The following is a 19,478-nucleotide window of genomic DNA, read 5'->3' on the forward strand; positions in this document are numbered from 1 at the left end:
GGGTGTCAAGTCACTGGGATTTTGGCTATGAGTGGTTACTTATTCTTAACAAATCTTTAACCACTTATTAAAACAGTACCTTAAGAAGGATGAAGTATGAAGTCCGAAGTGTGAAATTTTAGACTTCATACTGATTACTTCAGGCTTTTTTATGCTGCGAGGCGTTTGGCGATCGCATTATTGTAACGACCCTTCATATCTTCAATACTAACTGTGATTAAGGTTTGATTATTAGTAGTTAAAACCGTCAAACCAGCATCATAATTACTAACGTTGCCTAATTTTTGCCAATCTTGTCCCAGATGTGCCTGTAAGTATGATTCCCACATTTCTTGCTGTTCTGATCCCACCGACACTATAATTCTTGCGCCTGCTTCACCGAACAGCACTGCATCAAGACGTTGTAACTGATTGGGCGAAATTTCTAATTTCACTTCCGCACCCAAATTACCCGCAATCGAAGATTCTGCCAACGCTACGACTAATCCGCCTTCAGCACAATCATGGGCTGAATGCACCCACCCAGAACGAATACCATCACGGCAAACCTGCTGCACACGGCGTTCCAAGTCAAAATTTACCCGTGGTGGTCTGCCAGCCACAGTGTTGTGGATAGTCGCTAAATATTCCGATGCGCCTAATTCAACTTTGGCTTGTACGGTTAACCCTAATAAATAAATGACATCACCAGTTGCTTGCCAAGCTTGACCACAAATTTTCGTGAAATCAGGAATCAACCCGACCATCCCCACCACAGGAGTCGGATAAATTGGTTGGGGGTTTCCTTGAGAATCGAGGGTTTCATTGTAGAGAGAAACATTCCCCCCTGTGACTGGTGTAGATAATTCTTGACAACCTTCTGCCAAACCGCGACAAGCTTCGGCTAATTGCCAATAACCAATGGGTTTTTCGGGACTGCCAAAATTCAGGTTATCAGTCACAGCCAGCGGTTCTGCACCCACACAGCTAAGATTGCGTGCGGCTTCTGCCACAACTGCCTTAGCACCCTCGTAGGGATCAAGGTAAACATAGCGGGGATTGCAATCTACCGTAGCCGCCACAGCAGATTTATAAGAAATCCTCCCCTGCTCCCCTGCTCCCCTGCTCCCCTGCTCCCTTGCTCCCCTGCTCCCCTGCTCTTCTAGTGGACGCAAACGGACTATAGCCGCATCTGCACCGCCTGGAAGAGTGACAGTATTATTTTGTACCTGATGGTCGTACTGGCGGTATACCCAATTTTTCGAGGCGATCGTGGGTGTATCTAGTAAAGTCAATAAGATATCATGCCAACTGTGACTGCCAATACCCTTAGTTGTACAAGCAGGTAAACTATCTGCTGTCCATTCCCAAGCTTGACGGGCGTATTCTGGTGGTTCTGCTAATAACTCACGCTCGTAAAGTGGTGTATTTTCTGCTAAAGCATCAGCAGGAATTTCTGCGGCAATTTTCCCGCGAAATAAAATCCGCACAATGGGTTCAGCAATTACTTTACCAGCGACAACAGCCTGAAGTCCCCAACGGTGAAAAATATCAATTAATTCTTGTTCCCGACCTTTGTGGGCAACAAATAACATTCGTTCTTGAGATTCCGACAGTAAATATTCATAAGGAATCATGCCAGTTTCCCGCACCGGAATCTTATTTAAATCTAACTCAATGCCGACACCGCCTTTAGCCGCCATTTCTGAGGTAGAACAGGTGATTCCCGCTGCACCCATATCTTGGGCAGCGACCACTGCACCCGTTTTAAACGCTTCTAGACAAGCTTCAATTAAAGACTTTTCCAGAAATGGGTCGCCTACTTGCACCGCTGGACGGTCATCCATTGAGGCATCACTTAATTCTGCACTGGCGAAGCTTGCACCACCCATCCCATCGCGTCCAGTGGTGGAACCAACATACAACACCGGATTACCTAAACCCGATGCGCCAGATTTAACGATTTCTGGTGTTTCCATCAATCCTAACGCCATCACATTGACTAAGGGATTTCCCGCATAAGCAGGGTCAAAGTAGACTTCACCACCAACAGTGGGTACCCCAACACAGTTACCATAATGGCTGATGCCTGATACTACCCCAGTGAATATCCTTTGGGTTCTAGCATCTTCTAGAGAACCGAAGCGCAGGGAGTTTAACAAAGCAATGGGACGCGCACCCATTGTAAAAATATCTCTGAGGATACCACCGACACCTGTGGCGGCTCCTTGGAATGGTTCAACCGCCGAAGGGTGATTATGGGATTCAATTTTAAATGCTAGGTGTAATCCTTCACCTAGGTCAACAACTCCGGCATTTTCACCAGGGCCGACAAGAATGCGGGGGCCTGTGGTGGGAAATTGTTTGAGCAAAGGTCGGGAATTTTTGTAGCAGCAATGTTCTGACCACATTACCCCAAACATTCCCAGTTCTGCTTTGTTAGGATGACGACCTAAACGGCGCACAATTTCGGCATATTCTTCTGGCTTTATACCTTCGGCGGCAATTTCTTGGGGAGAAAACGGATCTTTGGGGGTGGTGGTCATGGGAATAATGCACCAAGGGGACAGAAGACTATTTTATAGTTAATGGTCAATAGTCCATAGTCAATGGTCATTTGTCATCCCCATTGCGTTGTGACTCACTTAAGTAGATACCGCTCGATATTAACACTTGAGTGACCACAATCACATAGAAACATGATTGAGATCGTCTCATGACCATAGCCAAATTGGCATAATTACATACAACTGAACTCTAGCCGAGTCATTAATAGGGAACACACTAATCGCCGACAGCTTTGATGAAAAACTGTCGGCTTTTTGTATCTAAAAAAAGTCTCAAGTGTTTTCACCCTTGGCGTTCTCGTACCCCTACGGGGAAGCAAGCTACGCGTAGCGTCTCTGACAGGAGAAGGGTAGTATGAATTGTGAAACTTGATTCTTCAGGCTTTTGCTTGCTACCTTTTGACAAATGACTATTGACTATTAACCAATAAATAAAATTTCCCCACAGTTGGTTGGTAACTTGACACAGAGACGGCCAAAGCCACTACCAAATGTGGGGAGAGTATGATCAAATTAGAGATCTTAATCTTTGAGTGCTAAGACTTTGCACTCACTTTAAGAGACCAGGGGCGCATCTTAAAGAAGCAAAACTAACTTTGGATTATGACATCGCTTGAATGATGTAATCAAAGTATGGTGATGCTGCTCCTGCGTCTTCTGCACTTAGTAGGTCGAGGGAGGCTTTTTTCAAAGAAGTGATGGCTTCTACCATTCCAGGGACAGGAACACCCAGAGAGTTGTACATTTCCCGGACACCAATTAAACCAATTTTTTCAATTGGCTCTTTGTCGCCAGCAAGTACGCCGTAGGTAATTAGGCGTAGATACCAGCCAAAGTCACGGATACAGAGAGCGCGTTGGCGTTCACCGTAAGCATTGCCCCCAGGTGCGATAAAATCAGGGCGTTTTTGCCAAAGTTGCTTGGTTGCTTCCTGAACTATCTTTTTTTCGTTTTCAGCTAAGGTCGCAGCAATGCGCGTCCGTTGCTCGCCTGTTTGCAAAAATTCTTTGATACTTTTGAGTTCGCCACTGCTGGGGTAACGCAGTTCGTCGTCAGCTTTGAGAATAACTTGGCTAATTACAGTCATGATTATTGTAATCACGATAAATATTATTTGCTAGTTTAACGAGTTGGAGGTACAGAAGGGAAGCAGGGGTGTAGGGCAGCAGGGGAGAATAATTTTTGACTATTGACTATTGACTATTGACCAATGACTAATATTTGGAAACAAGGTGAATTAATTGAAGTTGCGATCGCCGATCTCACTGATACTGGTGACGGTGTCGGTCGTTATGAGGATCGTGTGGTATTCTTACCAGATACTGTACCAGGCGATCGCGTTCAGGTACGCTTATTACACGTCAAGCCTAAATATGCTCATGGCAAACTCATACAGCTATTGCACCCATCCCCACACCGCATTCGACCGAGTTGCATTGTGGCTGATAAGTGCGGTGGTTGTCAGTGGCAGCATATTAATTATGAATATCAATTAGAAGCCAAGCGTAATCAAGTTATTCAAGCTTTGCAGCGCATCGGTGGTTTTACTGCACCATCAGTAGATCCCGTCTTGACAGCCTTATCGCCTTTGGGATACCGCAATAAATCTACATATCCTTTCAGTGTTTCTGCGACAGGACAAGTACAAGCGGGATATTACCAAAAGGGTAGTCATCATTTAGTTAACTTAAATCAATGCCCTGTCCAAGATTCTCGATTAAATCCATTACTTGCTGAAATTAAGCAAGATATTCAAAGGCGCGGCTGGAAAATTTATGATGAACAGCGGCACAAAGGACAAATTCGCCATTTAGGTTTACGTATTGGCCGTCGGACTGGTGAAATTTTGTTAACTTTGGTAGTTACTGAGTGGAATTTACCGAAAATTACTGAACAAGCCGAAGAATGGTTGCAGCGATATCCACAATTGGTAGGAGTTGCCTTAAATCGCAACTCTGAACGGACAAATGCCATTTTTGGGGCAGAAACTCGCACTATTGCAGGCATTCCCTATCTGACAGAAAAATTTGCCGACTTAGAATTTCAAATTCGCCCAGATACATTTTTCCAAGTTTCTACGGAAACAGCCGAAGCACTGTTAGAGGTAATTCAATCAGAATTGAACCTCCAAGGGGATGAAGTGCTAGTTGACGCTTATTGTGGGATTGGTACCTTAACTCTGCCTCTAGCCAAGCAAGTGCGTCAAGCAGTGGGTTTGGAACTGCAAGCCCAAGCAGTAGAACAAGCAATTTTGAACGCCGAACGCAACAGTATACATAATGTTACATTCCAAGTCGGTGCGGTAGAGAATTTACTGCCGCAAATGGGAATAATACCGAATGTGGTCATACTAGATCCGCCACGTAAAGGATGCGATCGCTCTGTCATCGATTCATTACTGCGATCGAAACCTGCACGCATCGTTTACGTCAGCTGCAAAGTAGCCACACTTGCTCGTGATCTGAAATTTTTATGTCAAGGAGGCGTATATACACTTACACGGGTACAACCTGCTGATTTTTTCCCACAAACATCTCATGTAGAAGCTGCTGCCTTTCTTGTGTTATGACATTTAAATAAGAGTACTAACTCTTTATCAAAATCTTAAATTGCAAATTTGTAGTCTCTTGCATAGTAACAATGCTAAAATCGTATTAACCTGAAAATAGAAATGATTTTGTTAAAACAACTAACGTTGCATAGACTCTCATTAATTATGAATAAGGTTGTCTGACATACAAATCGGCAATACAAACATCATCCTAATACTTCTAAAAAATTTTCAGCAAATTCTCAGTTGCTGACTGCAATAGCAGTTTTTAAAAGCCGTTTTATGTATCAACAATCGAATTTCATAAATAGAGTAAATGCTCCCTAGCATTTTCAAAACTTAGTATAAAAGACGCAAGTTTGAAGGCAGCATGACCACCTCCAATTTTGTCAGGGTGCGCGTACAAGCAAACTGATGTCTAGCTAACTGAAAGCTATGGGGTTTCTCTTGTGATTAGTATTTCGCTCCGTCCGGTTGGACGTTATTGGGGCACTCTTAGTTTTGCCTCTACTCTCTATCTTTGTCCCATATTAGATTTACTGCTGGCAGAAATTCCAGCTAAATTACAAGCAGAATTGCGGCTAGGACTCCAAGAAGCCTTAGTAAATGCCGCGAAACATGGTAATAATCTTGATCCCAGTAAAAGAGTTGTAGTCCGTTTTTCTTTGATAGATAATCAGTATTGGTGGGTGATCTCAGACCAAGGTCAAGGCTTTAAGCCAGAACCAAGTTCTGAAGAAGATCCGACAGATTATTTGCCATCTGATGATTCAGAAAGTGGTCGCGGTTTATGTCTCCTTCATCAAATTTTTGATCAGGTGCAATGGAGCCGCAAAGGTACAGAATTAAGATTGTGTAAACAGATGGAAAATCGCCCCCGCTTATCTTTGAGGCGATGAAAAAGTAAAAAGTAAAAAAGCAAAAGGTATAGCCATAGCCAGAAAGATTAGGACGTAAACTATAAGAGTTAGCATTGCATCTACCTCATCCCAATGGCAAAAGCTTATAGTGATGATTTCCGGCGAAAAGTTATGCAAGCGATTGAATTAGATGGTCTCAAAAAGTGCGAGGCAAGCCTTCTGTTCAATATCAGTCGCAACACAATTAACTTGTGGTTTCAACGCAAAGCCGAAACAGGTGATGTCAAGCCTAAACAGAGGAAAGTATCGCCGCACAATGGCAAAATCGGTGATTGGGAGAAGTTTCGCACCTTTGTTAAAGAGCATGGGGATAAAACTCAGACTGAGATGGCACAGGTATGGGAGGGAGAGATTAGCCAGCGCACGATTTCCAGAGCGTTAGGAAAGATAGGAAATTCGCGTAAAAAAAAACTTACGGATATAGTCAACGAGACGAAGCCAAACGGGCAGCGTTCTTAGCACAACTGGAAAATCCGAAAGCATCGCATCTAGTATATGTTGATGAGTCTGGCATGGATGAACGCGACAACTACGGCTACGGATACTCCCCAATAGGGGAGCGATTCTATGACCTCAAATCAGGTAGACGGCAGGGTCGCATTAATATGATTGCTGGGTATCGACAAGGAAAAGTGATTGCGCCATTTACTGTCGAGGGGGCTTGTAACCGTACCGTGTTTGAGACTTGGTTAGAAAATTGCTTGATTCCGGTGTTATGTTCAGGCCAGTGGGTGATTGTAGATAATGCCACGTTTCATCGGGGCGGTAGGATTGCTCAATTAATTGAAGCCGCAGGCTGTCAGTTAATCTATCTGCCACCCTATTCGCCAGACCTCAATCGTATTGAAAAGTGTTGGGCAACTTTGAAGAGTAAGGTTCGCAAGCTATTACCTCATTCTAATAATTTACGTGATGCAATGGAAACTGTTCTCAAACAAGCAGCGTCCTAACGAAGTTGGCTACAGCTATAAAAGAACCAAAACTTTTACCTTTTAACTTTTAGATTCCTTGTTCCTTATGTCCATGAGTTGGACATGGAGGCGCAGATATTGATTTATCTAGCCAGCCTGTGGCTTGTTCTAAGCGGGCGAGGGCTTCTTGTGGTTGGTTTTTGAGGAGAAATACAAGAGCCGCCGCGGCTTGTTCACTAGCGCGAGAATTGCGGTTAGACTTGAGGCGATGCCAATCGTTAGGAGAGATTGTTAGTCTTTCCATGAGGGCTTGCGCTAATTCGAGAGTGCTGAGTTCTAAGTGCGGAGGATTAAGAGATTCCATATCTATAAATTTGGGGATTGACTAGTAACTTTTAACTATTGGCAGAGCTTATATCAATCTTAATTTACTACCAGTCAATGAAGCCGCCGAGAAAATCACATAATTCTTCGTCTGAAGAAAATCAATCACCAGATTTTGAGCAAGAATTAGCAGAAGTAGAGCGATCGCTGATCTCCATCAAAGAACGATACACTCAAATCAAGAGCGATCAAGAGCAAAAGGCAGAATGGCAACAACGTCAGCAAGAATTAAAACACAATAAACCTCAAACACCAGAAATCAAAGCTGAGTTACAGCAAATTCAAAAGCAATTGGAATTGCTAGAAATTAATTTAGAAAGTCGGTTATTTTCTTGGCGTAGCCTGAAAAAACCTTTCTGGCAAGCCATCCGCTTTGGTGGAATGGGCGTTATCATAGGCTGGATATTAAAATCCTGTGCTGGGTAAATATGGTAAATCGACAAATTGCAGAAATATTGCGAAGTGGTCAACCTGATGAGTCTCTTGTAGTTCAAGGCTGGGTAAGAACAAAGCGTGACTTGAAAGGATTTGCTTTTATTGAAGTCAATGACGGTTCATCACTAGCGAATTTGCAAGTTGTCATCCATCAGGATTTGCCTGAATTTGAGGCAATTTTGAAAAAACTGAACACAGGTGCGTCAGTTGAAGTTAATGGCGTACTAGTGGCTTCTCAAGGAAAGGGACAGCGTATTGAATTGAAAGCCGAGACGGTGAAAGTCTACGGTGAAGCTGATCCCGAAACATATCCTTTGCAGAAGAAACGCCACTCATTTGAATTTTTGCGTACTATTGGACATTTGCGATCGCGCACCAACTCCTTCGGCGCAGTTTTCCGTGTCAGAAATGCTTGTTCAACAGCAATTCACCAATTCTTCCAAGAACGTGGCTTTTTGTGGGTACACACCCCCATTATCACCGCCAGTGATTGCGAAGGTGCAGGTGAACTATTTAGCGTTACTAGTTTAGATCTCAAAAATATTCCCCGCACTGACAACCAAGCTATAGATTATACCCAAGACTTTTTTACTAAACCCACATACTTAACAGTTAGTGGCCAGTTAGAAGCAGAAGTCATGGCGATGGCTTTTTCTAACGTCTATACCTTCGGCCCCACCTTCCGTGCAGAAAATTCTAATACCTCCCGTCACCTTGCAGAATTTTGGATGGTTGAACCAGAAATGGCATTTTGCGATTTAGAAGGTGATATGGATTTAGCTGAGGCATTTCTCAAACATATTTTTAATTATGTGTTAGAAAAATGTCCTGAAGATATGGAATTTTTCAACCAACGCATTGATGATACTGTTTTAGCTACAGCCGAAAATATTATTAACAATCAATTTGAACGCCTAACTTATACAGAGGCCATCAAGCTGTTAGAAAAAGCTGATGTTAAGTTTGATTATCCTGTGAGTTGGGGCTTAGATTTACAATCAGAACATGAGCGCTATCTTGCAGAGCAATTGTTTAAAAAGCCAGTAATTGTGACAGATTATCCCGCGCAAATTAAAGCTTTTTATATGCGTTTGAGTGACGATGAAAAAACAGTCCGCGCAATGGATATTCTCGCACCCAAAATTGGAGAAATTATTGGCGGTTCTCAGAGAGAAGAACGTTTAGATGTGCTAGAACGGCGGGTGATAGCGCAAGGAATGAAACCCGAAGATTTATGGTGGTATTTAGACTTGCGGCGTTTTGGTACTGTACCTCACGCCGGGTTTGGATTAGGTTTTGAAAGACTTGTGCAATTCATGACAGGTATGGGGAATATTCGTGATGTTATTCCCTTCCCACGTACACCACAAAATGCTGAGTTTTAATCGGGAATATAAAACAGGGTGTAGGGGCAAAATTAAGTCAAAATTCAAAAGTTAAAAGTCAAAAATTCTCTTACTTTTGAATTTTGACTTATCCATAGGGATGTAGGTATTTAAAACCCTCACACCCCTTTTTATCACCTGTAACCTGTCACCTATAACCTCTAACCCTCTTAACTACAATTAACAGCCGTAGCCGAGTTTACCTTTGTTAAATCACTAGTAAATACTGCTGTGTATTTATAAGGTGATGAACCAGCGCAAGTCATAGAATTTTTGTCAGCACGCCGTGGACTCCACCAGGAATCTGCTATTACTTTTAAAGTTGTGCCATTCCATGACAAATTAGTGATAGCTAAAGAGTTAGTTTTACCATCATTCGGTTTTTTAGCAGTGACAAAAGTCGCAGAATAAACACTACCATTGGTAGGATTAATTCTGGCGATAACGGCTACTTTTGCACCACCACCGCTACCATAAGAAGATAACCAACCGTTCTTAGCAAAGCGGCGAAAATCATTACCAGTTTGGCTACCCGTCGAAGTGAAAACGCCATACAAAACGTTTCCCCCATCCCATAACAACCCGTAACCTGTACCATCATCATTAGTGATTTCATAGTCACTACGACACCATTTTTTTACACCGTTATCAAAGCGAATGATGCGGGGATCTTTGTTTTGAGATGATACTTGTTGATAACCAATGTAGATATTTTTGCTTCCAATAGATATCTTCGGCCCGTTTTTGGCTTTGATGCTTGTTTCGCTGTCATTGCATGTAAATGCTACACTTTTAGCGAAAGATGTCTTGATACTAGTTTGGGCTACAACTTGAGGAATAATTAAATCAATTCCTAATGCTGCTAATAAAGATAAAAAGGCTAGAGATTGGGAAAATTGTTGGCGCTTAATCATGAGTTAGAAGTAGGGAACCCTGTAAAAACCGACACCATAACACAAAAATTTACTCAGCGCCAATTTTATTGTTAATGTGATTGGGAAATGAATATCTTAGCGGTATAGCCTGGGATATTAGTTAATAAAGTATCTTCGCTAACTTTTATTTGACAATTATCGCACCAATCGTACCAAGATTCAGTGATTGGAAAATCTGGAATGGCGTAATCAATAAGATGTTGATGAGAAAAGTTGAGGACTACAGCAACTTTAGAACCTTGATTATGCCAACGAATATATGCTAAGACTTTAGCTTCAGTATTGGTGTGAAAAAACTCAATGTTGTCACTTTGCAAAGCTGGAGTTTGTTGACGTAAAGTAATGAGTTTTTGATAATACTGAAATAACTCATAATTTTGGACATTTGCGAGTAAAGACCAATTAATTTTTTTGGGTTGAGTTACGCTTTTACTTTTTTGTTGATATTCACCAAATTCATCCCCCATCCATAGCATAGGTATACCCATTGCTGTCATAAGGATGACGGCGGCTAATTTAGCTTTAGTAAATGTCTCTTTACCAAAAATACCGCGATCGCCTAATTCTCTCAATAGCCGTTCACGATCATGGGTAGCTAAATAATTGATTACATTTATGCTTGTGGCATAACCTTGTTTTCTCGGATCTAATACCGAAATAATTTCCTCTAATTCAAATTCGTCTCCACAAATTAGGGGAATTATAAAATAGTGAAAACTTTCATGCCAACAAGCATCTAATGGCCCATCTGGTTTGACTACAGTGCTGGTGTCGGGAATGTGTTCGGCAATATTATAAAACTGTTTTGGTGCGGCACTTTGTTTTGCTTGTTGAGCCAACCATTCTAAAAATTCAAAGTTAGCTAATTGGCGCACTGCATCAAAGCGAATACCATCAACATGGTACTCTTTAATCCAAAATTGTACTACATCTCCAATGTATTTCCACGCAGGTTTGATATTTAATTTTTTATCGTAATTATTATAGTTAAACTCTGGCCCCCAGTAATTATCAGGGTCTTCAGGATAATGTTTATGTTCGTAATACCAATAATTTCTATCAATTAGCATTAACGGACATGCTTCATCTGTGTGATTGTAAATTCCATCGAGAAAAACCCGAATGCCTCTACTATGACATTCATCAATAAACTGCTTTAAATCTTCTGTAGTTCCATAACTAGATTCAGTAGCAAAGAAATGGCGAACTTTATAACCCCAATTATAATCACCAGGATATTCATTTACTGGCATTAATTCAATTGCATTGATGCCTAGTTCACAAAGATAATCTAGTTTGGCGATCGCTCCTAAATATTTACCCCGTTTATCAGGCTCACTTTCATCGCCAGTAAAGTCTGCAATATGCAATTCATATATGACTAATTCTTCATTTCGTGGCAAGGGATGATCATCATGTTGCCAAATATAGGTGTCAATAACTCGTTCACCATTTTTAATCCGCATTACACCATATTCTCTGGCTTCATCAATATCTGTAGCGTAGGGATCAATTACATCTACCCATTTATTAAGTTGAAACTGAGGACTTTTTGTTTGCACTCGAAATTTATATGAGTAAATTCCATCTGCTAATGATATTTGAGTCTGGAAATAGCCATTTTCGTTTTTTTCTAATGGTATATCTTGCCAGTCAGAAAAAGAGCCGATTAAACTTGCCTGTTCATTCCGAGGAGCAAATAATTTAAATTCAATTAAATTTGCCATTTTAGTTAGATATATTTGCCAAAATAATATTTATTAATTCTGGACTTTAGAATCAATAAAAGCTTCTTTCGGAAGTTATAAGAAATAACAATGAGTCAAAAGGCTTAATTTCCTAAGATAGAGATAATAGTTTCTCAGCAAGCAAAAATCTGAAGTACTGGGATTTGCGATCGCACCAGATTTTAAGTGAGTGAATTACACTATCTCAAAGAGTCGAGTCTTTGTATCACAGCGCGTAATACATGGCTAAGACTCACACTCTCATATCATGTCCGGTAAAAGACTTATCATCAAAACCGCAGGGGGCAGGGGGCAGGGAGCAGGGGGAGAAAGAATTTTGTCTTTCTGCACAGATGTGTTGAATCATAGCTGATTTGCCGGACATGATATCAAACACCCAAATCCTTTAATAGCCGTAAAACACTCGAATCAAGGCTCCTAACTAGGAAAATTTTCACATTTTCACATTAATGCTATAGCGCTGTAACAAAAGTGTAATAAACGCTGTCTACATTAGTAATAGATTCAAACAACTTTTCAGACAGCAATGCAAAATCAAATACCAGACGGAAATAACCCATTAAATAGCAATTTAGATACCAAATACCGCAAACAAGCGTCTTGGAAGAAAGCAGCAGCTTCTCTATCGCTAGTGTTGCTAGGATCTGGTATGACCTTGACAGGTGGTTATCTTGCTAACCATAAGTCGCAGGTGTCGGAAAGTGCATCGAATTTGGCCTTGAGTCGAGTTAATGCTGCACCGCCTATCGTGGCTGGTACAGACCCTAATTTTGTGACTCAGGTGGTACAGAAGGTAGGGCCAGCAGTCGTGCGAATTAATTCTTCCCGTACTGTAAAAAGTCAATTACCAGAAGAATTCAACGACCCATTGTTACGCCGCTTTTTTGGTTCACAACTACCAGAAGCTCAAGAAAGAGTAGAGCGCGGTACTGGTTCTGGGTTTATTATCAGCGGTGATGGTCAGATTTTGACTAATGCTCACGTTGTTGATGGTGCTGATACAGTGACAGTCATCCTCAAGGATGGGCGGAGTTTTCAAGGTAAGGTTTTAGGAAAAGATGAATTAACTGATGTAGCGGTTGTCAAAATTCAAGCCAGCAATTTGCCGACTGTCACCGTGGGTAACTCCGACCAATTGCAACCAGGAGAATGGGCGATCGCGATCGGCAATCCCTTAGGATTAGATAATACAGTAACTACAGGTATCATCAGCGCTACTGGACGCAGTAGTAATCAAATTGGTGCATCTGATAAGCGTGTAGATTTTATTCAAACTGATGCAGCAATTAATCCTGGTAACTCTGGCGGGCCGCTACTCAATGCCCGTGGTGAAGTAATTGCGATGAATACAGCTATTATTCAAGGAGCGCAAGGTATAGGTTTTGCTATTCCTATCGCTACAGCACAACGCATTGCTAATCAACTGATCTCTACAGGTAAAGTTGAGCATCCTTACCTGGGAATTCAGATGATTGGATTAACACCACAACTAAAACAAAATATTAATTCTGATCCCAATAGTGGTTTGAGTATTAATGAAGATAAAGGTGTTTTAGTTGTGAAAGTTCTGCCTAATTCACCAGCCGCAAAAGCCGGACTACGTGCGGGTGATGTTATTCAAAAACTCGAAGGTAACGCTGTTACAGACGCTGAGAGTGTCCAGAAAGCAGTTGATAAAAGTCGAATTGGCGGAGATTTGCGCTTAGAGTTACGCCGTAATGGACAAACATTGAATTTGTCCGTGCGTCCTGGTGCTTTTCCATCTCAGGTGCAGTAGAAGTTTAAGCACACTTGTTTATTGATTGAGGCTGGGTGTAAGGGTGTAAGTGAAAAATCGCGTACATCCTTCACCCTTGTGTGAACTAAATGATTAACGGAAGAACAAATATCTTGCACCTATGAGCAATAAAAAGATGCCATATAATTTTTTCATGGTTTCACTGCTAATAAACGGCTGATTAGCAAATAATGCACCAAAGAGGTTGCCTACTACTAAACCAAGGGCAATCATCACCGCATATTTGATGTTGATGTTACCGCTACGATGGTAAACTGCTGCGCCTAAAATCCCAATGGGTAAAATTTGGGCGGCGATGGAAGTTCCTGTGGCAAATTTTTGATCCATTCCTAGCAAAAGTACCATTGCTGGCACCATAATTGCACCGCCACCAATACCAAACATCCCACCAGCAACGCCAGCAGCTAAACCAATGAGTAGCATTTGTACAAGAATATTTGACATACAAAAATCTTTGTTTTGTGTTGAATCACAAAATAATTTTAGGGGACAAGATTGATTTGGGTAACATCCCGTGAACTCCTTTTTGAGGACTGTTCACAACTTGGGTGATGCGAAAATTTACAGCTAAACTACACAAAACATAAGCATCTTCTGCTGATAAATTGGCAAAATGCTTCAAAAAATCAATCATATTTTTTAAAGCTTGTTCTAGGGCTGCATCTAAAGTTGCAGCAAAGCCCATTGTAATGATATCTGTGGGGGTTTCGGCGATGGGTGTTGTTAGGGACAAATCTTTGCGAAGTTTGAGGGAGATTTTACCGTTCATAGAGGTTTCAATAGCGGTAACATTTACTTCTCCATCTCCTTGTGCAGAATGTCCATCACCAAGAGAAAACAATGCCCCAGGCACGTAAATTGGTAAAAATATCCGCGAACCTGCTTGGAGTTCACGGTTATCGATGTTACCGCCATAATTACCGGGGGGAATAGAATTGCGATCGCTTGTAGGAGTTGCAACCCCCAGGATACCAAAAAAGGGTTTGAGGGGAATTTTGATGCCGCTATTGGCAGGAAATTCTGCAATATTATTAGCTAAATCTAGGGGAATGAATCTCAATGCAGGCTGGGTAAAATGTTCTGGTAAAGCTCCCCAACCTGGACGAATAGCATTAAAGCCAATTGGTAAACGTGGGGCGATCGCTTCTAATTTTACTTCTAATACATCTCCTGGTTCGGCATCGCGCACATAAATCGGCCCTGTAAGTAAATGCGGCCCTCCAGCTATTTTCCGTTCATCTGGCAGATTTTGGCAGATATCCACAAATTCTGGGGTGATAAATTCTGGTGGCGCTTTGTCATAAATGTAGTAACCTGTGAAGGTTTCAACATCAATGGTGTCACCAGAATCAATAGTGAGTGCTGGTGTTAATAAATGGGAGAAACCACCAAGATGTACTGTTTTTTTGGTCGCTTTTAAACTGTGGTGAGTCATTACCGCTATTGTTTTCCAGATTATTGCTTAGGATAGCGGATTAACTGTTTCATTTACTCGTGTATTTTAAGCTGTCAAATCTTGATGTAATATCTAGATGCCTGACTTTCTGGAGAAGTCAGATATATGAACACCACGCTCAACAATTCCTCAAAATGCGCGGATGGGTAGGTGTACAAAATCGCTCTAGAAAAATAATGGCTGGATTCCTTGGAGTACAAGCTTTTGCAGAAAAATTTAATTAAAATAATCCGCGAACGTTACACAGCAAGTATTTCAGCTATTTACCGCAAATTAATTGACTTTTCAGCGTGTTAAAATTAACCCATCCGCGAAACTGCACCTTGAAAACTAAATACAGTAAGCTTTTCCGGCTCCAGCGATTGCAATTTAAACTAATCCCTATTAGGGATTGAAACATGCAATTCTGGAAGAAGAAGTGGTAATCGCCGTATTGCAATTTAAACTAATCCCTATTAGGGATTGAAACGTGCCAAGAGAATTGTATAACCAGACTCTCATATTGCAATTTAAACTAATCCCTATTAGGGATTGAAACTCTAAGCTATCTGCTGGTGTATTTTTGAAATATTATTGCAATTTAAACTAATCCCTATTAGGGATTGAAACAGTCGGAAATTCTTTAGTATTTTCGATAAAATTGCAATTTAAACTAATCCCTATTAGGGATTGAAACGCGAACTTCTGGATTACCATCTTCATCTAGGAATTGCAATTTAAACTAATCCCTATTAGGGATTGAAACTTGACTGACTCGGAATATTCTAAAATCCGCAAGCAAAATTGCAATTTAAACTAATCCCTATTAGGGATTGAAACTAAATTTGACATTAGGGGCAAAAGCCCCAAGGGCTGAGGGGGAAATTGCAATTTAAACTAATCCCTATTAGGGATTGAAACACGGTTGTAGCCAACGACCGCCACCACTTGACCCGCATAATCAGATTGCAATTTAAACTAATCCCTATTAGGGATTGAAACAATTCAGAAATTTGGGGCGGGAAAATCTGACAGCACGATTGATTGCAATTTAAACTAATCCCTATTAGGGATTGAAACTTCAGAGTTTTGGGCTATTCTCAACTTTTAAACTCAATTGCAATTTAAACTAATCCCTATTAGGGATTGAAACTTATGACTAATGACCAAAGAGAAATTTACTATTATTGCAATTTAAACTAATCCCTATTAGGGATTGAAACATTTTTTTTGCACTTGCATAAGCGTTTAATTGCTGACTGTGATTGCAATTTAAACTAATCCCTATTAGGGATTGAAACAACTTCTCACTGGTTTAATTCTTCCCAAAACACAATTGCAATTTAAACTAATCCCTATTAGGGATTGAAACATGCAAACACTCAATGAATATGAACAATACATTTTAATTGCAATTTAAACTAATCCCTATTAGGGATTGAAACAGACAGTATCGATTTATTCATTGCTTGGCACAAAATTGCAATTTAAACTAATCCCTATTAGGGATTGAAACGCTCTCATATCCTGCCAGCCTGGGGGCAATTGGCTATAAAATTGCAATTTAAACTAATCCCTATTAGGGATTGAAACTGAAAGTTTAGCCGTGATGCTCGGTCGATATCGCCTAAATTGCAATTTAAACTAATCCCTATTAGGGATTGAAACAACATTATTGTCCAATAAAACATTTGATTGAATTGATTGCAATTTAAACTAATCCCTATTAGGGATTGAAACGAGCAGTTGCCTGAAACTCGCCTTCAAAATAAGGACTTAGAATTGCAATTTAAACTAATCCCTATTAGGGATTGAAACGCCAATTCGATTGATAGTTATCTCGCCGCTGAGATTGCAATTTAAACTAATCCCTATTAGGGATTGAAACAGTTAAAGCTACTTACAATATTCCTGATATTGAATTGCAATTTAAACTAATCCCTATTAGGGATTGAAACGCACTTAAGCTTATCAGAATGGTGCGGAACGAGCCTCTATTGCAATTTAAACTAATCCCTATTAGGGATTGAAACAACTTGTGAGTGAAAGTGATGGCTCTGGAGTAGGCGATCCATTGCAATTTAAACTAATCCCTATTAGGGATTGAAACACAACGTTTTTACCTCTCTGTGATGCCGAATTTAATTGCAATTTAAACTAATCCCTATTAGGGATTGAAACATATCAACGGCTAGAAAACAAAATAACCCTAGATATTGCAATTTAAACTAATCCCTATTAGGGATTGAAACAGCTGACACATAGTACACCTTATTCTCATACACTAGTATGTTATTGCAATTTAAACTAATCCCTATTAGGGATTGAAACACGCAGATGTAACACTAAAATACGAAGACTATGTGTATTGCAATTTAAACTAATCCCTATTAGGGATTGAAACAAAATTTTTTGCACCAAGTGATTTCTGGGGCGGATTGCAATTTAAACTAATCCCTATTAGGGATTGAAACGCGTAAATACTAATTGGATACTGTGACTTAACAGATTGCAATTTAAACTAATCCCTATTAGGGATTGAAACCCTTTGATGTTTTTGCAAATTCTCTGGCATTGAGCAAAATTGCAATTTAAACTAATCCCTATTAGGGATTGAAACCTACTTCACCAAGCCTGAGATACTCTCTTGAGCGATTGCAATTTAAACTAATCCCTATTAGGGATTGAAACGAAAATTAATAATCTTATTCAAGAAATTCAAAGCGATATCATTGCAATTTAAACTAATCCCTATTAGGGATTGAAACTGTGAGATGGATATACAAGTATTTAAAATTAATAGGGCAGTGATTGCAATTTAAACTAATCCCTATTAGGGATTGAAACAGGTATATTGCGATTTCATCCGATTAAAGGATGGATAGGAAATTGCAATTTAAACTAATCCCTATTAGGGATTGAAACCAAAGCATAATCAGGAATTTCTAGCCTGTAAGGCAATTGCAATTTAAACTAATCCCTATTAGGGATTGAAACAAATAAGCGCGATGAATATCACGAAAAAATCCTGTCACAATTGCAATTTAAACTAATCCCTATTAGGGATTGAAACTGAAGAGTTGAAGAATATGCCTATTCCTGGCTGCATATTGCAATTTAAACTAATCCCTATTAGGGATTGAAACTTCCTCCTCCGCCCCTCCGCTCCCCTGCTCCATTGCAATTTAAACTAATCCCTATTAGGGATTGAAACAGTTTCAATAAGGTGTGGTCAACACGAATACTCTCCATTGCAATTTAAACTAATCCCTATTAGGGATTGAAACAATTGCAAGCGATCGCATCTCGTGAAGGGCGATTATTGCAATTTAAACTAATCCCTATTAGGGATTGAAACGAGTTAAGGCGATCGCGACTCCATTCACCCAAGTATTGCAATTTAAACTAATCCCTATTAGGGATTGAAACGCATTCCCAAACGCAGACATGGCAGACATATCATATTGCAATTTAAACTAATCCCTATTAGGGATTGAAACCCCTTAAGCAAGGCTACTGTTGACCATAACGAAATTGCAATTTAAACTAATCCCTATTAGGGATTGAAACTGTTCGGCACACCCAGCGATCGCGCCTGGTCTTTATTGCAATTTAAACTAATCCCTATTAGGGATTGAAACTGCCAAAGCTGTAGGTACAACCCCCCTTGTTATCATTGCAATTTAAACTAATCCCTATTAGGGATTGAAACAAGTAGGAAAATAAATAGTTATGATAAATCCTGAACAATTGCAATTTAAACTAATCCCTATTAGGGATTGAAACTATAGTCTTTAAATTATGCCAGTCGTTCTTCATGTATTGCAATTTAAACTAATCCCTATTAGGGATTGAAACTTGAAGTTTCGCCGAAAAGAGATTTTGTGTAAGTCTTATTAACATTGCCAGCTTGAGGTTGCTGGGTTTTGCTATTGCTGCACCCAACCTACATTTTTTATACTAACTATTTTCTTGAAAGCGCCTTCTATCTTCAATTAATTCTTCTAGCTTTTCTACCTCTTCAACTGTATAAAATGTTTGATTCGGCTCAGATGTGATTTTATCCATCAAAGCGTGAAAAGCTTCAGTATCGTTGCGATGTTTTAACAAATAAGCTTTCAACTCAGATTTACTCATTGCTGCAAAGTTTGGTTTTGTCATTCTTCGTATCTCCATTTGCCATCGCGTGTAATTAAGATACCTGTTTCTTGCCCAGCCAGAATGTAAATGTTTCCAGTACGTTCATCGATGCGGACTAGAAAAATAGGCAAAAACAAACTCGTAATATTTTGACAAATGATAAAGCACGTTCTTGTCTGTTCTGAAGTAGGATAAAGCGCGTTGCTCATTATAATTGTAAACTGCAATAAATAAACACACAGCGAAGCAACAGTTGATGAGTAACTTTAACAACGCTGCTGTGCTGTGTA

The 19,478-nt window shown here is 40.2% G+C and carries 15 protein-coding genes and 1 CRISPR repeat array; of the genes, 6 read left to right on the top strand and 9 right to left on the bottom strand.

Translation table 11 applies throughout. The annotated features are described in order from the left end of the window. Positions 1–149: 149 nt before the first annotated feature. A complete protein-coding gene (gene purL / locus AC504W_RS09265; protein ID WP_494877504.1) occupies positions 150–2,525 on the bottom strand; it encodes a phosphoribosylformylglycinamidine synthase subunit PurL in 2,376 nt (791 codons plus the stop codon). Between the two features lie 622 nt (positions 2,526–3,147). Continuing rightward, entirely contained in the window at positions 3,148–3,633 is a 486-nt protein-coding gene (locus AC504W_RS09270) for an allophycocyanin (protein ID WP_494877505.1), read from the bottom strand. A gap of 123 nt (positions 3,634–3,756) precedes the next feature. Between AC504W_RS09270 and rlmD the strand changes: the two genes are divergently transcribed. The 3 genes from rlmD (at position 3,757) to AC504W_RS09285 (ending at position 6,967) form a co-directional block, all read left to right on the top strand. Beyond that, complete coding sequence (gene rlmD / locus AC504W_RS09275) at positions 3,757–5,115, top strand: 23S rRNA (uracil(1939)-C(5))-methyltransferase RlmD (protein ID WP_494877506.1); 1,359 nt, start codon at positions 3,757–3,759, stop codon at positions 5,113–5,115. Between the two features lie 431 nt (positions 5,116–5,546). Then, positions 5,547–5,996 (top strand): ATP-binding protein, encoded by a 450-nt coding sequence (locus AC504W_RS09280; protein ID WP_096575823.1) that lies wholly within the window; start codon positions 5,547–5,549, stop codon positions 5,994–5,996. Between the two features lie 93 nt (positions 5,997–6,089). Further along, positions 6,090–6,967 (top strand): IS630 family transposase gene (locus tag AC504W_RS09285; RefSeq protein ID WP_494873200.1). Its coding sequence is split into 2 segments (ribosomal slippage): positions 6,090–6,419 and positions 6,422–6,967, totalling 876 coding nucleotides; the frame shifts between segments, so codons are not numbered across the junction. 49 nt (positions 6,968–7,016) lie between these two features. Here the strand turns inward: AC504W_RS09285 and AC504W_RS09290 are convergent. After that, positions 7,017–7,292: a DUF6439 family protein gene (locus AC504W_RS09290; RefSeq protein ID WP_494877507.1), complete on the bottom strand. Its 276-nt coding sequence runs from the start codon at positions 7,290–7,292 to the stop codon at positions 7,017–7,019. 77 nt (positions 7,293–7,369) lie between these two features. Here AC504W_RS09290 and AC504W_RS09295 point away from each other — a divergent pair, with 77 nt between their 5' ends. Both AC504W_RS09295 and asnS read left to right on the top strand, forming a co-directional pair. Beyond that, positions 7,370–7,738, top strand: a complete 369-nt coding sequence (locus AC504W_RS09295; RefSeq protein WP_494877508.1) for a sll0565 family protein — start codon at positions 7,370–7,372, stop codon at positions 7,736–7,738. Between the two features lie 2 nt (positions 7,739–7,740). Next, the gene (gene asnS / locus AC504W_RS09300; protein WP_494877509.1) at positions 7,741–9,132 is read left to right on the top strand and encodes an asparagine--tRNA ligase; all 1,392 of its coding nucleotides are present in this window, start codon (positions 7,741–7,743) and stop codon (positions 9,130–9,132) included. 170 nt (positions 9,133–9,302) lie between these two features. Here asnS and AC504W_RS09305 read toward each other — a convergent pair whose 3' ends face one another. Together AC504W_RS09305 and AC504W_RS09310 are read right to left on the bottom strand one after the other, a co-directional pair. Continuing rightward, complete coding sequence (locus AC504W_RS09305; protein ID WP_494877510.1) at positions 9,303–10,046, bottom strand: hypothetical protein; 744 nt, start codon at positions 10,044–10,046, stop codon at positions 9,303–9,305. A 71-nt stretch (positions 10,047–10,117) separates the two neighbouring features. After that, the gene (locus AC504W_RS09310) at positions 10,118–11,794 is read right to left on the bottom strand and encodes an alpha-amylase family glycosyl hydrolase (protein ID WP_494877511.1); all 1,677 of its coding nucleotides are present in this window, start codon (positions 11,792–11,794) and stop codon (positions 10,118–10,120) included. Between the two features lie 547 nt (positions 11,795–12,341). Here AC504W_RS09310 and AC504W_RS09315 point away from each other — a divergent pair. Continuing rightward, positions 12,342–13,592, top strand: coding sequence for an HhoA/HhoB/HtrA family serine endopeptidase (locus AC504W_RS09315; RefSeq protein ID WP_494877512.1), 1,251 nt, complete (start codon positions 12,342–12,344; stop codon positions 13,590–13,592). A gap of 93 nt (positions 13,593–13,685) precedes the next feature. Here AC504W_RS09315 and AC504W_RS09320 read toward each other — a convergent pair whose 3' ends face one another. From AC504W_RS09320 to AC504W_RS09335, 4 genes are all read right to left on the bottom strand, one after another. After that, positions 13,686–14,057 (bottom strand): sulfite exporter TauE/SafE family protein, encoded by a 372-nt coding sequence (locus AC504W_RS09320; protein WP_096575809.1) that lies wholly within the window; start codon positions 14,055–14,057, stop codon positions 13,686–13,688. Positions 14,058–14,082: 25 nt separating this feature from the next. Then, positions 14,083–15,048, bottom strand: a complete 966-nt coding sequence (locus AC504W_RS09325) for an acetamidase/formamidase family protein (RefSeq protein ID WP_494877513.1) — start codon at positions 15,046–15,048, stop codon at positions 14,083–14,085. A 382-nt stretch (positions 15,049–15,430) separates the two neighbouring features. Next, positions 15,431–18,906: direct repeats of the CRISPR family, unit length 37 nt; unit sequence ATTGCAATTTAAACTAATCCCTATTAGGGATTGAAAC. Positions 18,907–19,008: 102 nt separating this feature from the next. Continuing rightward, on the bottom strand, positions 19,009–19,209 hold the full coding sequence (locus tag AC504W_RS09330) for a DUF6887 family protein (protein ID WP_096575805.1): 201 nt from the start codon (positions 19,207–19,209) through the stop codon (positions 19,009–19,011). Then, complete coding sequence (locus tag AC504W_RS09335) at positions 19,206–19,319, bottom strand: DUF6888 family protein (RefSeq protein ID WP_494877514.1); 114 nt, start codon at positions 19,317–19,319, stop codon at positions 19,206–19,208. The genes AC504W_RS09330 and AC504W_RS09335 overlap by 4 nt, the downstream gene beginning before the upstream one ends. Between the last annotated feature and the right edge of the window lie 159 nt (positions 19,320–19,478).

The sequence above is a fragment of the Nostoc sp. C96 genome, assembly GCF_059384975.1.